The organism is Kocuria sp. CPCC 205258 (assembly GCF_040981005.1).
GTDB classification, from domain to species: Bacteria; Actinomycetota; Actinomycetes; order Actinomycetales; family Micrococcaceae; genus Kocuria; species Kocuria rosea.
The window spans coordinates 20,761-35,660 of record NZ_JAVKPS010000004.1 but is presented as its reverse complement, the minus strand read 5'-3'; the positions used below and the strand labels follow the sequence as shown (position 1 = coordinate 35,660).

Genomic DNA, 14,900 nt, shown 5'->3' with positions numbered 1-14,900 from the left:
CGAGGTAGACGCCCCGTTCGTCAGGGTCGTTGCAACGCGGAGACCATGCCGGTGATCCGTGCCGAGGGCAGTGTCCCGAGTTCGTGGGCCAGCGTGGCCTGGAAACAGCGGAACGCATGCAGCGCCGCCGCCTCGTTGTCGATCGCCAGGTGCCCCTGGACAAGGATCCGAACGGCGCTCTCCCGAAGTGGGTCCAGGTCCTGGACCGTCTGGGCAAGGGTCAGCGCCCGGTAGACGTCACGCCGGTCCAGGGCGGCCTGCGCGAGCTGCTCCAGGGCGTTGGCGTACAGGCCGCGGAGGCGCTCCTGCTCGGCCAGGACCCAGTCGTCGTACCACCCGGGCAGCAACTCCACGCGGGATCGGTCCACACACCACCGGTCGTCCGGGATCGGGGAAGTCGTGGGGCGCGCCAGGAAGTTCAGCAGCCGGTGAAGATCCACGTCGACCGAGTCCTCCAGGAGCAGCTCGTGGCCTCGGGCAGCGATGACCCCCGGCAGCCGGCGGGTGATGGTGAAGACCGAGGCCCGCAGGCTGCCCATGGCGTGGGCCTCCGTGCAGTCGGGCCACAGCAGCCCGCCGAGAAAGTGCCGTGATCTCCTGCCGTGTACGGCGAGGGCGGCCAGCAGGCGTTGCTGTCGGTGCCCCACGAGCATGTTCACGCCGCCAACGGACAGTTCCCAGCCGCCCAGCAGGCAAAGGCGCGTGACGTGCTTCTCGTGGTGCATGGCCGGTCCCCCTGCTGAGTGGCTGCCCGCGGTGAAGAGGTCGATGACTGTCAGCTTCGGTGCCGGGGCATGCCATGTCAAAGAAATGACATGGATCTTTGGCGGAGGTCCCTACGGCAACGATTCCGTATCGCCCTCCTCGCCCGCCATATCGACACAATGCGGCGGCGTTGGCAGGAACCTGGTCCGGCCGGGGCTCAGAAGCGGCGGCGGACCCGGATGGTGTTGGCCAGGCGCCGGACCTTGGGCACGTTGGTGGACAGCACGAGGTAGCCGGTGAGCGTGCCCACGGTGGTCGCGCCGCCGGCGATCAGGGGGGTGTGGAACTTCCGCCACCGCTCCGGGTCGGACGCCAGGATGTGGGCCATGCCGTTGATGGACGCGGCGATCACCGCGCCGGCCACCACCTGGTGGCCGATCTTCTCGCCGCGCTTGAGCAGCGGCTCGAACTCGTCGGCGCGCAGGTGGACGTCGAAGCCGCCGCGCTCCAGCACCACGATGAGCCGCCGGAGGTACTCGGGGGCCTCGACGCCCATCTGCACCGCGTCCTGCAGGATCTCGCGCGCCCGCTTGGCCAGGATCTCGGGGGAGAGCCGGTGCAGCACGAACCGCTGGGCGTACGGGGCGAGGACCGAGACGAGGTCGAACTCCGGGTCCAGGCCGGTGCCCACGGACTCCGCCGTGACGAGCATCCGCAGGAACAAGGCGGACTCGCGCGGCAGGTGCATCCGGTAGCGGCGCAGCATCCCGATGAGGTCGCCCATCAGGTGGCCCACCCGCACCTCGTGCAGGGGCTTGTTCGCGTAGCGGCGCAGCAGGATCGCCACGTCCCGCTCGAGGTCCTTCTTGTTGACGTCCAGCTCCTGCGAGGTCAGCCCCAGCAGCCCCGCGGCGACCCGCCGCGGGTTCTCCTGCACCACGCCGAGCATCAGGGTCACCAGGTGGTCCCGGAACTCGTCGGTGAGGGTGCCCATCATCCCGAAGTCGATGATGCCGATCCGCCCGCCGGTCTCCACGAAGAGGTTCCCGGGGTGCGGGTCCGCGTGGAAGAAGCCGTGCTCGAAGATCATCCGGCAGATGGCCTCGGTCGAGTCCACGGCCAGCAGGTGCCGGTCGAGCCCGGCGGCCTCGAGGGCGGGGTAGTCGTTGATCTTGATCCCGCGGATCCGCTCCATCGTGAGGATCCGGGAGGTCGAGGCCTCCCAGAAGATCTCCGGGACGTGCACCCGGGGGTCGCCCCTGAAGTTCTCGGCCATCCGCTGGGCGTTGCGGGCCTCCGTGAGGTAGTCCAGCTCGTCCCGCAGGGACTGGGCGAACTCGTCCGCCAGACCCACGAGGTCGAAGTGCTGCACCGCCGGCCAGTAGGTGGACAGCAGCTTGGCCAGCTCCGCGAGGATCTCGAGGTCGCGGTTGACCTCCTCGACGACGCCGGGGCGGCGCACCTTCACGACGACGTCCACCCCCTTGTAGACGGCCGCGTGCGCCTGGCCGATCGAGCCCGTGGCGAGCGGCACGGGGTCGATCTCGGCGAGGATCTCCTCGGCGGCGGAGTCGGGCTCCGACTCGATCATCGCCCGGATCCGCTCCGGCGGCACCGGGGGCGTGCTGTCCTGCAGCCGGGTCAGCTCCTGCACGTATCGCGGGGGCAGCAGGTCCGGCCGGGTCGAGACCACCTGGCCGAGCTTCACGAACGTGGGGCCGAGCTCCTCGAGGGCCTGCCGCAGGTGGACCGGCTGGCTGTAGAGCTTGTCGGGGTCGATGAGCCGGACCCGGGCCAGCGGTGCGCGCCACTCCTCCTTGATCCCGCCAAGGGCGAAGCCGAAGCCGTGCTTCGAGAGGACCTCGAGGATCTGGAGGAAGCGTTCCCGGCGGCTGATCATCGGCGGGCCGCTCCGGTGCTCATCCGGGCGAGGTAGAAGGACATGAAGCCGGTCGCGACGGCCACGATGAAGCACAGCGCGCTCACCAGCGGCTCGATGCCGAGGAAGACCACGCCCACCCCGCCCAGCAGCACGGTCATGGCCAGCAGCGCCCACACGGCCGCGTGCACCCGGCCGAGCACGCCGGCCCCGGGGCCGGCGGAGGAGCGCTGGGCGGACACGTCGTCGTCGTGCCCGGGGCGCTCCGCGCCCCCGGACCCCGCCGCGGAGACGGCCAGGCCCTTGCGCCACTTCTTCGCGTTGCGCGAGCGGTCGGCCTCGGCCGCGACGTAGGCGTCCGGGACGGCGAAATTGCCGCCGGGCGGCAGGAGCTCGGGGACGTCGTTGGGCAGCTGCTCGAACCACTCCGCGGGAATGTCCTCCGGACGCGCGGCCTGGAGGGTCATCGAGACCTCGAAGGCCGAGCCGCGGATGGTGCCCCACACCGCGGTGAGCTTCTCCTGCTGGAAGGCGTGGTCGATGATCGGGATGAACTGCTGGGACATCTGCGTGGAGAGCCGGCCCACCTGCCGGCGCTCGTAGAGCACGTCGACGATGTCCAGGGTCTGCCCGTGGTGGTTGCGGACCTTGTTCGTCTCCAGGGTCAGCATCACGCGGCCCTCCCCGGACGGAGGGATGACGCTGTGCAGGTACTCGGCGAACTCCTGCTCGTCCAGGACCTTGATCGACGGGCCCTGCGGCAGCACCGCGGCCTGCGCCGGGGGCGTGTTGAGCGGGAACAGCAGGTCCGGGGCCGCGATCGACAGCCGCGCCGCGGCGTCGACCTCCGCCTGCCCGTCCTGGCGCAGGACCGTGGCCTCCAGCTTCAGCGGCGCCACCGGCGTGTAGCCGGACGCGATGACCCGCGCGAGGTAGGGCCAGTACCGCTGCGCGTCCTGCTGGGCGAGGTGGCCGATCTTGTTGGGCCCGATCCGCACCGAGACGGTGTGGGGGTCGAAGGGGTTGTCCGGCTCCGGGACCAGCGCCGCGTTGCCCGTCCAGGTGCGCAGCTTGCCGAAGGACAGACCGCCGAACACCCGCATGATCTCGGTGTCGTAGAAGTTCTCCGTGACGATCTCCAGAGAGCCGCGGTCGTTGAGCGCGTAGTCGGTCATGGTCTCCCTCGATGGAGCTGGGGCATCAAGTCGTCAATAGCTTCTCACGATTCCCGTGACGCCCGGTCCACCGCCGGGCCCGTACGGTGTCCGCGCTGACTGGTGCAATGATGACCGATCAGGACACCGGGCGTGCCCCGGTGACCGCCCGGGACGAGAGCCGGACCGGGACCCCGGAAGGAGGCGCGCGGATGCCCCAGGGCCAGGACCTCCCGCCCGAGCCGGACCGCCCGGCGGTGGACGTCGACGTGCTGCGCACGCTCTTCCTCAGCCCCGGCGACTGGATCCACCGGCGCGTGGAGTCCGTGCTGATGAGCCCCGACGGGGTCACCCGCCGGAAGGTCTCCCTCGACGTCGACCTCGCCGCGCGCGCCCCGTGGCCGGCCGACGCCGCCGGCCGGCTGCTGGTGCCCGTGACCATCCAGGCCAAGCAGCCCCTGCGCAACTTCGACGCCGTCTGCCAGGGCGACCCGGTCCCGGTCCTCAGCACGGAGGACAACGGCGCGCTCGCCGAGCTGCTGCTGCGCGGACTGATCCCGGAGCAGCTGCCGCTGGCCGAGGCGGCCGTCCTGGCGGACGACCACGTCCCCGCGATCGTGCACGCCCCCGAGCTGCTCGTGGAGGACGCCCTCGACGGGTTCTGGGCCTACTGCGAGCACCTGCGCGCCGTCGTCCAGGAGCTCGTCGACCGGGGGCGGCTGCCGGCGGAGGACGCCGAGCACTGGGAGGCCGACCTCGCCCTGTTCACCACCGTGGCCGACCAGCTGGCCCGCGGCTTCCTGTTGACCTTCGCGCTGCCCGCCGAGTTCGCGGGGCGCCGGCTCGTGCTCAAGTACTCGATGGACGAGCAGTACGCCGCCGGCCGGAGACCGCGCGTCCGGGACCGGCTGCGGCACTGCTGGATGCCCTGGGTGGGCCGGGTCGGCCTGCACGACCTCGCGTCCTGCCGCAGCTTCCACCTGGAGCTGACGGTGCCCCCGGAGGTCCGGCTGCACGAGTTCACGGTCCTCTCGCACGAGGGCGGGCGCCCCGGCGGGCCGGGCGGCTCGCACCGGGCGGTGGACCGGGTGCTCGCCGAGGACCGCGCCGTGCGGCGGTGGCCCGGGGCGGTGCGCGGCCACCTGGCGCTGCGGCCCACGTCCCGGTTCGACGACGCCTTCTGCGAGATGGTGATCCTGCCGGCCCGGCAGGGGATCACGGCATTCGCCTCCGTGGCGGTCAGCCTCATCACCGCGGTCCTGCTGCTCGTGGGGCTCGTCGCCACCGTGCGGGAGCACGTCCTGGGACCGGGCTGGCAGGTGCCCTCCGCGGCGGCCTCGATCGTCATGTCCGTGGTGGCGGTGCTGCTGTCCTGGATCAACCGGCAGCCCGAGCACGACATCTCCGTGCGCGTGATGCGCCCCCTGCGCTACGCGCTGAACCTGGAGGCCCTGGTCATGCTGATGCTCGCCGGCGCGGCCTCCGTCCCCTTCACCCCGGTGGCGGCCGCGGCGTACTGGTCGGTGCTCGTGCTGCTGCACGTGCTGTCCCTCGTGCTCGTGGCGCGCACCTGGTGGGTGCGGCGGTCCGTGGACCGGGGCTGGTTCACGTCCCGGGCGCGGCGGCACGGCCGATGACCGGCGGCGCTCTGTTCAGTGGGACGGCGGCCTCCTACACTGGAGGTGTCACGGAAAGGATCCACCATGGCCTATGACGCCCGGACCGGTCCGCAGGCGCCCCAGCCGCGCCGCGAGCACCGCAACGACTCCAAGGTGAACCTGCTGCAGCTGGGCAACTCGTCGATGTCGCTCGGCCAGAGCCTCGACCGGCGGGTCTTCAAGTCCAACGAGGACGCCCAGCGCGCCGTCGACCGCGTGCTGCGCCGCTCGGGGCGCCCCGCCACCTGAGCCCGCGCCGCCCGGAACCGCCGGGTCCCCCGGACCGTCGCAGTCCCCCCGGTGCGCACCGGGGGGACTGTTGCTGTCCGGAGGATCCGGGGCCGGCCCCGGCGTGCGGGGGTCAGGGGCGCGCCGCCGCCTGCGCCCGCAGCGCCCGCAGCAGGTGGTCCCGCTCCTCGACCAGGATCCGGCGCAGGGCGGCGGGCGCCCCGGCGTGGTTGCTCAGCCACAGCTCCGTGCGGGCGAGCACCGGGTGGTGCTCGGGGTCGTGCCCCGGCTCGAGATCGGCGCCGGCGGGGTAGAGCCCCTGCACGATGCGGGTGGCCATCCCGATGGACCGGCGCGCCCACACCTCCTCCAGCATGGCGAAGTACCGCTCCCGGTACGGCTCCACCAGCTCCGCCGGGCCCAGCTGGAAGCCGGCGACCGTGGCGCTCAGCAGGTCGTTGGACAGCTCGTCACCGGTGATCGCGTCCCACGCCTCGGCCTTCGCCCGGGGGAGCGGGCGGGCGGCGCGGGCCCGGGCCCAGCCCACCTGTCCGGTACGGGTCCGGTCTGCGGCGCGCTCCCGCTCCAGGGCGGCGTCCAGGACGGGGTCCTCGCCGTGGCCGGTGGCCGCGAGCGCCGTCCACAGCGCCCAGCGCAGGTCCGAGCCCAGCCGCAGCCCGGGCAGCGTATCCCGCCCGCCCAGGAGGTCGCGCAGCCAGCCGGCGTGGCTGCCGTCGCGCCGGGCCGTGCGGGCGGTGAGCCGGGCGAGGGCCAGCTGACGGTCGCTGCCCGGATCCGCCCGGCGCAGCTCCCGGACGGCGGCGTCGAGCAGCCGGCCCCGCAGCCGGGCCCGCCTGGCGGTCGGGGTGAAGCGCTCGACGGCCTCCACGGCGTGGTCCACGGCGGTGGAGAACATCCCGGTCTGCGGCTCGGCGAAGCCGTGGTCCAGGACGGCGCCCACCCAGTCCCCGGGGTCGAGCTCGGCGTCGCGGGTGGCGTTCCACAGCCCCGACCACAGCTGGGCGCGGGCCATGTCGTCCTCCACGGAGGACAGGGAGCTCAGGGCCGTGGTGAGCGAGAGCGGGTCCAGGCGGGTCTTGGCGTAGGTGAGGTCCTCGTCATTGACCACCAGCAGCGGCGCGGTCGAGCCCACGAGCTCCGGGACCTCCACGGAGGACTCGGCGGGCAGGTCCACGCTGACCGTGCCGGTGCGCACCAGGACGTCCCCGGGGCCGCGCTCGTAGCCGCCGAGCAGCAGCCGGTGCGGGCGCAGCACCCCGGCGCCGGGGTCCTGGAGCAGCGCCGCGAAGGTGACGGTGCCGTCGTCGTCCCGGGCGAGGTCCAGGGCCAGCGAGGTGACGCCGGAGGTGCCCAGCCAGGACTCCGCCCAGCCGCGCACGTCCCGCCCGGAGGCCTCCTCGAGCACGGCCAGGAAGTCCTCCAGGGTGGTGGACCCGTAGGCGTGGCGGCGGAAGTAGGCGCGGCACGCGTCGACGAACGCGCCGTAGCCCACGAACGCCACGAGCTGCTTGAGCACCGCGGCGCCCTTGGCGTAGGTGATGCCGTCGAAGTTCTGCCGGGCGGCCTCGAGGTCGTGGATGTCGGCGACCACCGGGTGCGTGGTGGGCAGCTGGTCCTGCCGGTAGGCCCAGGCCTTCCGGCGGTCCGCGAACGCGATCCACGCCTCCTCGAAATCCGTGGCCTGCACCGACGCGTGCGCCCCCATGAACTCGGCGAAGGACTCCTTGAGCCACAGGTCGTCCCACCACGTCATCGTGACGAGGTCCCCGAACCACATGTGGGACATCTCGTGCATGAGGGTGTTCGCCCGCCCCTGGTACTGGGCGCGGGTGGCCCCGTCCGGGAACAGGTACTCCTCGGTGAAGGTCACCAGCCCGGGGTTCTCCATGGCACCCAGGTTGTACTCGGGCACGAACGCCTGCTCGTACTTCCCGAACGGGTACGGGTAGCCGAACAGCTCGGTGAAGAACGTCAGTCCCTGCCGGGTGAGGTCGAACAGCTCGCGGGCGCCGGTGGCCGCGTCGAGGTGCTCGGCCAGCGAGGCGCGGCAGTACAGGGCCAGCGGCACGGACATGCGGCTGCCGTCCTCGAAGGAGTGCCGCCACTCGCCCGCCACCCGGTGGTACGGGCCCGCCAGCACCGTGGTGATGTACGTGGAGATCCGCTCCGTGGGGGCGAACTCGTGGCGCACCGCCCCGGGCCGCTCGGCCTCCGGGGCGGGGGACGCCGCCATGCGCACCCCATTGGAGGAGACCTGCCAGCCGTCCGGGGCCAGGACCGTGAACCGGAAGGACGCCTTGAGGTCCGGCTGCTCGAAGTTCGCGAAGACCCGGCGGGCGTCCGCCGGCTCGTACTGGGTGTACAGGTAGACCCGGCCGTCGGCCGGGTCCACGAACCGGTGCATCCCCTCCCCGGAGCGGGAGTACAGCCCCCGCCCGGCCACCGTGACCTCGTTGGCCGCCTCGAGGGACGGCAGCCGGATCCGGGCGCCCTCCACGACGTCGTCCGGGTCCAGCTCCCGGCCGTTGACCGTCACCGACTCCACGGAGCGGCCGATGAAGTCCAGGAACGTCTGGGCGCCCTCCTCCGCGGCGAAGCGCACCGTGGTCACGGACCGGAACGAGTCCGCCTCCGGGTCCGGCGCGGTGGACAGGTCCAGCAGGACGTCGTAGCTCTCCACGGCGACGAGCTCGGAACGGTCGGCGGTCTCGCGGCGGGTCAGGTTGTCGTTGCGCACCGTGCCATTGAACCACCCGGGCCGGTCCGCCCGCCGGGCCCTGCCGTGCCGGGCCGCGGACAACCCGGGTCTGGACGGCCGGGCCCCGGGCGGCCGTAGGCTGGGTCGCAACCCCGCCCGCCCGCACCAGGAGGACACCATGGCCGACCAGGACCGCCGGACGGTGATCGCCGGCGCGCTGCTGGGGGCGGGCATCGCCGCCTCCGTGGTGGACCTCGCCGTCTTCCACCTGCTCCTGCACTGGCACCACTTCTACGACCTCTCCACCACCGGTGTCGCCCTCGCCTCGGACGGGCTCTTCCACGCCTTCGGCTGGTTCGTCACCGTGGGCTCCCTCTTCCTGCTGGCCGACATCCGCCGCCGCGGCGCCATGTCCTGGGGCCGCTGGACCGGGGGGCTGCTCGCGGGCCTCGGCGCGTTCCAGCTCGTCGACGGCGTGGTCCTGCACAAGGTGCTCAGGATCCACCAGATCCGCTACGACGTGGACCTGCTGGTCTACGACGCCACCTGGATCGGCACGGCCGTGCTCGCGCTCGCCGCGGGACTCCTGCTCCTGCGCCGGACCCGCCCGCACCGGACCGCCCGCCCGCGCCGATGACGCACGACCACGGGACCACCGGCTGGGCGCTCTTCGACGCGACCGTGCTCGCCCTGCTCGTCCTGGCCGCCGCCGGCTGGGCCGCGGGGCTGTGGGCGGCACGGCACCGCGGCCCGTGGCCGGCGCACCGCACGGTGCTGTGGTTCGCAGGACTGCTGTGCGCCGGCACGGCGCTGGTCGGGCCCCTGGCCGGGGCCGCCCGCGCCGGCTTCACCGCCCACATGGCCGGACACCTGCTGCTCGGGATGGCCGCCCCGCTGCTGCTGGTGCTCGCCGCCCCCGTGACCCTGGCGCTGCGCGCGCTGCCCGTGGCCCAGGCCCGCACCCTGTCCCGTCTCCTGCGCACGCCTGCGGTCCGGGCGGTGACCCGTCCAGTGGTGGCCGGGACGCTCAACGCGGGCGGCCTGTGGGTGCTCTACACCACCGGGCTGTACGGCACGATGCACACCTCCGTGGCCGTGCACGCGGCGGTGCACCTCCACGTCCTCCTCGCGGGCTGCGTCTTCACCGCCGCCGTGGTCGGGGTGGACCCGGACCCGCACCGGGGCTCCTTCCGCGTGCGGGCGGCGGTGCTGGTCGGCTTCGTGGCGGTCCACTCGGCGCTCGCCAAGCACCTGTACGGGCACCCACCGGACGGGGTCGGGGCGTCGGACGCCCGCACGGGGGCGCAGCTCATGTACTACGGCGGGGACGTGGTGGACGTGGCCCTGATCGTCGTGCTCTTCGCCCGGTGGTACGCCGCCGGGCGGCCCCGCGTCCGGGCGGCCCGGTCCGTCGCCTGAGAACCGCTCACGCCCCGGGGGCCGCGTCCCGGCGGGCTTCGAGCTCCGCCACGAGCTCCTCGTGGCGGTCCTGGGTGACGGGGTGGGGGCCGTCGGTGTTGAGCAGGTACTCGTGCTCGAGCTGGCAGACCACCCGGCTGTGCAGGACCTGCAGCTCCACGAGGGGGAGCGCGGAGAGCTCCGCGGGGAAGTCGCAGTCCGGGCTCAGGCACGTGCCGCAGTCCCGGGTGCCCCCGGCGCCGGTGCCGGCCGGCGACGTGGCGACGTCGACGCCGCTCACGCCGCCACCCCGCCCGGCTCGGCGCCGTTCCAGCGCGCGGGTGCCGGCGCGGGCGCACCGGCCGTGGGGCGGGCCGCCTCGGCGAGGCCGAACGGCGCGGGCCGGGTGAGCACCCGGATGGCGCCACCGGACTCCGGGAGGGGGTCGTGGTCGAGGGACCACCGCAGCAGGTCCAGACCGCCCGGGTCCACGTGCTGGGCGCCCGTGAGGTCCACGACGACGGCCGCACCGGGCACCAGGGTGCGGGCGCGGGCCACGAGGGGGGTGAGGACGCGGTGGTTGCGCTCGGTGAGATCGCCGGTGACCACCAGGTGCACGCACCGGGTGTCCAGCTCGATCTGCACGACGACGGACAGGGAGTGGTCCATGGAGGGGTCCTTCCACGACAGGACGTCACGGCCGGCTGCTCGACCCGTGCCATCGAGCCTAGACGCCCGTGACGTGGGTCACCAGTTGCTGTGCCGACTCGTTACCGTAGGTGACAGTGCCCACAGTCCGCCCGCGGGGTGGCTCCCGGCCCGGATCCGGCCGGTAGCGTCGACGCCATGCGCACACTCGTGGTCGGTTGGTCCAGCGTCCTGCACGGCGAGGCGACGGCTGGTGACGTCCTCGCCATGGACGCCGTCGCCGACGCCCTCGGCACGGCGGGCGTCCCGCACGACGTCGCCTGGAGCGCGGTCATGTGCCCGCCCGGCGGGCTGCGGCTGGACGACGTCGAGCCCGTGCGCTACACCCACCTGCTGTTCGTGTGCGGGCCCGCGACGGGACGGTCGATCGCCGAGCTGCACGAGCAGTTCGCGCACTGCCGCCGGATCGCGGTCGGGGTCAGCGTGCTGGACCCCGAGGACCCGGTGACCGCCGGGTTCCACCGCGTGATCGCGCGCGACCGCCCCGGTGCCGGTGCCCGCCGGGACCTCGCCGCGCGGGCCGTGCCCCAGCTCGTGCCCGTCCTGGGCGTCTACCTCACCGGCGGGCAGCACGAGTACGGTCCCCGCCGCCGGCACGACGCCGTCCGGTCCGGGCTGGAGGAGTGGCTGGGCCGGCTCGACGCCGCCCGGCTGCCACTGGACACCCGCCTGGACCCGCGGGACTGGCGGCTGTCCGCCACCGCGGCCCAGACCGGGTCGGTCATCGCCCGCCTCGACACCGTGGTGAGCATGCGCATGCACGGCCTGGTCCTGGCGCTGCGGGCCGGGGTTCCCGTGCTCGCCGTCGACCCCGTCGCGGGCGGCGGGAAGGTCACGGCCCAGGCGCGGGCCTGGGACTGGCCGGCCGTGGTCGGAGCGGACGAGCTCGACCCCGGCCGGCTCGACGAGCAGCTGCGCTGGTGCCTGTCCCCGGCCGGGCGTGCGGCGGCCGAGGAGAGGGCGGCGATGGTCCCGAGCGGCTTCGAGCAGCTCGACGAGCTCGTCGGGGACCTCCTCGGGGACCTGTCCGGCGAGCCGGGCCGCGACGCCGACGGCGAGTTCGACCGGGAGTTCGGCCCGGAGCTGCTCGAGGCGGCGGAGACCCGGCCCCACCGGGGCTGACACGGCCCCTAGATCAGCCGCCTGATCATTCTGTGCCATACTCCGAACCATGAACTACCTGGGCATCAACGCGATTTTTCATGACCCCGCGGCGGCTCTCGTCGTGGACGGCAGAGTGGTGGCGGCGGCGGAGGAGGAGCGCTTCTCCCGCCGCAAGCACGGCAAGCGCCCCGTGCCGTTCTCGGCGTGGGAGCTGCCCGAGCAGGCGATGCGCTGGTGCCTCGCCGAGGCCGGGCTCACGCCCGCCGACCTGGACGCCGTCGGCTACTCCTTCGACCCCGCCATCGCCGCCGAGATGCCGGACGACCCGTACGACCCGGTGCGCGTGGACTACGCCCGGCGCGCCGCCGGGTTCCTCGCCGAGGCGCTGCCGGGCCTGGACCGCGACAAGGTCCGGTTCGTGGAGCACCACGTGGCCCACGCCGCCTCCGCCGGGCTCGCCGCCCCCACGCGCACGAGCAGCGTCCTGGTGGTCGACGGCCGCGGCGAGGCGCACTCGCACCTCGCCGGCCGCTACCGGGACGGGGAGCTGGAGATCCTGCACCGCCAGGCCCTGCCCGAGTCCCTCGGCCTGCTCTACGAGTCCCTCACCGACCACCTGGGCTTCCTGCGCTCGAGCGACGAGTTCAAGGTCATGGCGCTCGCCTCCTACGGAGAGCCCCGCTTCCTGCCCGAGCTGCGCGAGATCGTCCGTGCCACGGGCGACGGCGGCTTCCGTGCCCAGGCCCCCGACTGGACCCGCTTCGCGCCCCGCCGGATCGACGACGGCACCTGGGGCGGCGACCACGCCGACCTCGCCGCCTCGGTCCAGGCCGTGGTCGAGGAGGTCCTGGTGGACCTCGCCACCTGGCTGCACGGGCAGACCGGGGACACGGTGCTCACCATGGCCGGCGGCACGGCCTTGAACTGCGTGGCCAACTCCCGGATCTGGCGCGAGACGCCCTTCGAGGAGGTCTGGGTCCAGCCCGCCTCCGGGGACTCCGGGACCGCCCTCGGCGCCGCCCTGCACTTGGCCCAGGAGGCCGGGGACCTCGGCGCGCCCCAGCCCACCGCGGCCCTCGGGCGCAGCTGGTCCGGTGAGGAGCTCGCGCAGTGGCTGAGCACCGCCCAAGTGCCCTTCACCACCCCGGAGAACCTCGCCGGCGAGGTCGCCGACATCCTCGCCGGCAACGGCGTGATCGCCTGGTTCGAGGGCCGCAGCGAGTTCGGGCCCCGGGCGCTGGGCCGCCGGTCCCTCCTGGCGAACCCGATCCACCCCGACAACCTCGAACGGCTCAACGACGTCAAGGGCCGCGAGCAGTTCCGGCCGGTGGCGCCCATGGTCCTCGAGGAGCGCGCCGCGGAGATCTTCGGCGGCGGGCCGCTGCCCAGCCCCTTCATGCTCTTCGTGCACGACGTGGCCCCCGAGTGGCGCGAGCGGATCCCCACGGTCACCCACGTGGACGGCACCGCCCGGATCCAGACGGTCACCGACGAGGACAACGCCGGGATCGCCGCGCTGCTGCGGGCCTTCGACGAGCGCACGGGCGTGCCCGTCGTCGTCAACACCTCGCTCAACACCGCCGGCCGGCCCATGGTCGACGACCCGCGCGACGCCCTCGAGCTCTTCGGCTCCGCCCCGGTGGCCGCACTCGTGCTCGGTCCGCACCTGGTCCGCCGCGCCGCCTTCTTCGAGGGGGCCGAGTGACGGCCGCGCCCACGACCTACGCCGTGGTCGTCCCCTCGATGGGACGGCCGAGCCTGCAGTGGCTGCTGGACACCCTCGCCGCCCAGGACGTCGACGCGGACCACCCGGGACCGCTCGAGGTCGTGGTGGTGGACGACCGGCCCGGCGACGTGGAGCCGCTGCGGCCCCGCGTGCCCGGCACCGTGGCCTGGACCGTGCGCACCGTCCGCGGCTACGGACGGGGCCCGGCCGCCGCGCGCAACCGCGGCTGGCGGGTCGCCCGCCGCTCCGGGGCGCAGTGGGTCGCCTTCCTCGACGACGACGTGGAGCTGCCGGCCGGCTGGGCGCAGCGCCTGGCCGAGGACCTCGCCGCGTGCGGCCCGGAGGTCGGCGCGACCCAGGGCCGGATCGACGTCCCCCTCCCGGGCTCCCGCCGGCCCACCGACTGGGAGCGCAACACCGCGTCCCTGCAGGACGCCGACTGGGCGACCGCGGACATGTCCTACCGCACGGCCGCGCTCGAGGCCGTCTCCGGCTTCGACGAGCGCTTCCCCCGGGCCTACCGGGAGGACGCCGACCTCGCGCTGCGCGTGCGCCGGGCCGGGTGGCAGCTGGTGCGCGGGCAGCGCCGGATCACCCACCCCGTGCGTCCCGCCGACGACCTCGTGAGCCTGCGCGTGCAGGCCGGCAACGCCGACGACGCCCTGATGCGCCGCCTGCACGGACCCGACTGGCGCCGTGCGGCCGAGGCTCCCCCCGGGGGCTTCCGCTGGCACGCCGCGACGGTCGCCGCCCTGGGAGCCACGGGCGCGGGCGCCGGCGCGGCGCTCACCGCCACCGCCCTGGGCCACCGGCCCGCCCGGCGCTCCGCCCTGGCCGCGGCCGGCGCCGGCGCCGCGGCGTGGGGCTGGCTGACCGGCCGGTTCGTGCTGCTGCGCACGGTCCCGGGGCCACGCCCCGGCGACCCCGAGTTCCTGCCCGAGCTCAACCGCATGGTCCGCACCAGCGTCACGATCCCCGTGGCCGCCGTGCGGCACAAGGCGGGTGGCTGGTGGCGGCACCGGGGGACCGGGCCCTGGCCCGTCCCGGTGCGAGCCGTACTCTTCGACCGGGACGGCACCCTGGTCCACGACGTGCCCTACAACGGCGACCCGGACGCGGTCGAGCTGGTCCCCGGGGCCCGGGAGGCGGTCGACGCCGTGCGCGCGGCCGGGCTGCGGGTGGGCGTGGTGTCCAACCAGTCCGGCATCGGCCGCGGCCTGCTGACCCGCGAGCAGGTCGACGCCGTCAACGCCCGCGTGGCCGAGCTGCTCGGCCCCTTCGACACCTGGCAGCTGTGCCCGCACGCCCCCGAGCAGGACTGCGCGTGTCGCAAGCCCCGGCCCGGCATGGTGCTGGCCGCGGCCGCGGAGCTGGGCGTGGACCCCTCCGAGTGCGTGCTCGTCGGCGACATCGGCGCGGACGTCGAGGCCGCCCAGGCCGCCGGCGCGAGCAGCGTCCTGGTCCCCACGCCGGTGACGCGCGAGGAGGAGGTGGCGGCCGCCCCGGTGGTCGCCCGGACCCTGCGCGAGGCCGTCGCCGCCGTCCTGGCCCCCGCGGCGGACGGGGGGACGGCCGCCCGGCCCGACGCCCGCCCGGTCGCGGCCGGGGCCCGGGGCTGAGC

The 14,900-nt window shown here is 74.2% G+C and carries 13 protein-coding genes; 7 read left to right on the top strand and 6 right to left on the bottom strand.

Annotated features, from left to right (window positions below):
• Nucleotides 1-20 precede the first annotated feature (20 nt).
• From RF644_RS08500 to RF644_RS08490, 3 genes are all read right to left on the bottom strand, one after another.
• The gene (locus RF644_RS08500; RefSeq protein WP_368796207.1) at nucleotides 21-725 is read right to left on the bottom strand and encodes a BTAD domain-containing putative transcriptional regulator; all 705 of its coding nucleotides are present in this window, start codon (nucleotides 723-725) and stop codon (nucleotides 21-23) included.
• Nucleotides 726-922: 197 nt separating this feature from the next.
• Nucleotides 923-2,605, bottom strand: a complete 1,683-nt coding sequence (locus RF644_RS08495; protein ID WP_368796206.1) for an ABC1 kinase family protein — start codon at nucleotides 2,603-2,605, stop codon at nucleotides 923-925.
• Nucleotides 2,602-3,759: a hypothetical protein gene (locus tag RF644_RS08490; protein WP_368796205.1), complete on the bottom strand. Its 1,158-nt coding sequence runs from the start codon at nucleotides 3,757-3,759 to the stop codon at nucleotides 2,602-2,604. Before RF644_RS08490 ends, RF644_RS08495 begins: the two co-directional genes overlap by 4 nt.
• Before the next feature lie 191 nt (nucleotides 3,760-3,950).
• Here RF644_RS08490 and RF644_RS08485 point away from each other — a divergent pair, with 191 nt between their 5' ends.
• Nucleotides 3,951-5,375: a hypothetical protein gene (locus RF644_RS08485; protein ID WP_368796204.1), complete on the top strand. Its 1,425-nt coding sequence runs from the start codon at nucleotides 3,951-3,953 to the stop codon at nucleotides 5,373-5,375.
• Nucleotides 5,376-5,441: 66 nt separating this feature from the next.
• Nucleotides 5,442-5,645 carry a hypothetical protein gene (locus RF644_RS08480; RefSeq protein WP_017834330.1) on the top strand — a complete coding sequence of 68 codons (204 nt, stop codon included), beginning with the start codon at nucleotides 5,442-5,444 and terminating at the stop codon, nucleotides 5,643-5,645.
• A 112-nt stretch (nucleotides 5,646-5,757) separates the two neighbouring features.
• Here the strand turns inward: RF644_RS08480 and pepN are convergent, their stop codons facing one another.
• Nucleotides 5,758-8,382, bottom strand: coding sequence for an aminopeptidase N (gene pepN / locus RF644_RS08475; protein ID WP_368796203.1), 2,625 nt, complete (start codon nucleotides 8,380-8,382; stop codon nucleotides 5,758-5,760).
• Nucleotides 8,383-8,521: 139 nt separating this feature from the next.
• Here pepN and RF644_RS08470 point away from each other — a divergent pair, with 139 nt between their 5' ends.
• The gene (locus RF644_RS08470) at nucleotides 8,522-8,980 is read left to right on the top strand and encodes a DUF2243 domain-containing protein (protein ID WP_368796202.1); all 459 of its coding nucleotides are present in this window, start codon (nucleotides 8,522-8,524) and stop codon (nucleotides 8,978-8,980) included.
• Nucleotides 8,977-9,762, top strand: coding sequence for a cytochrome c oxidase assembly protein (locus RF644_RS08465; RefSeq protein ID WP_368796201.1), 786 nt, complete (start codon nucleotides 8,977-8,979; stop codon nucleotides 9,760-9,762). The genes RF644_RS08470 and RF644_RS08465 overlap by 4 nt, the downstream gene beginning before the upstream one ends.
• Nucleotides 9,763-9,769: 7 nt before the next feature.
• On the opposite strand, the gene RF644_RS08460 is transcribed toward RF644_RS08465, so the two are convergent.
• Both RF644_RS08460 and RF644_RS08455 read right to left on the bottom strand, forming a co-directional pair.
• The gene (locus RF644_RS08460) at nucleotides 9,770-10,042 is read right to left on the bottom strand and encodes a hypothetical protein (protein WP_052132711.1); all 273 of its coding nucleotides are present in this window, start codon (nucleotides 10,040-10,042) and stop codon (nucleotides 9,770-9,772) included.
• Nucleotides 10,039-10,410: a hypothetical protein gene (locus tag RF644_RS08455; RefSeq protein ID WP_368796200.1), complete on the bottom strand. Its 372-nt coding sequence runs from the start codon at nucleotides 10,408-10,410 to the stop codon at nucleotides 10,039-10,041. Before RF644_RS08455 ends, RF644_RS08460 begins: the two co-directional genes overlap by 4 nt.
• Nucleotides 10,411-10,587: 177 nt before the next feature.
• On the opposite strand from RF644_RS08455, the gene RF644_RS08450 reads away from it, so the two are divergent.
• Genes RF644_RS08450 through RF644_RS08440 form a run of 3 tightly spaced genes read left to right on the top strand, consistent with a single transcriptional unit; the run spans nucleotide 10,588 to nucleotide 14,898 of the window.
• Nucleotides 10,588-11,571, top strand: a complete 984-nt coding sequence (locus RF644_RS08450; RefSeq protein WP_368796199.1) for a polysaccharide pyruvyl transferase family protein — start codon at nucleotides 10,588-10,590, stop codon at nucleotides 11,569-11,571.
• Nucleotides 11,572-11,620: 49 nt separating this feature from the next.
• Complete coding sequence (locus RF644_RS08445) at nucleotides 11,621-13,258, top strand: carbamoyltransferase (RefSeq protein ID WP_368796198.1); 1,638 nt, start codon at nucleotides 11,621-11,623, stop codon at nucleotides 13,256-13,258.
• Nucleotides 13,255-14,898, top strand: coding sequence for an HAD-IIIA family hydrolase (locus tag RF644_RS08440; protein WP_368796197.1), 1,644 nt, complete (start codon nucleotides 13,255-13,257; stop codon nucleotides 14,896-14,898). The genes RF644_RS08445 and RF644_RS08440 overlap by 4 nt, the downstream gene beginning before the upstream one ends.
• Nucleotides 14,899-14,900 lie beyond the last annotated feature (2 nt).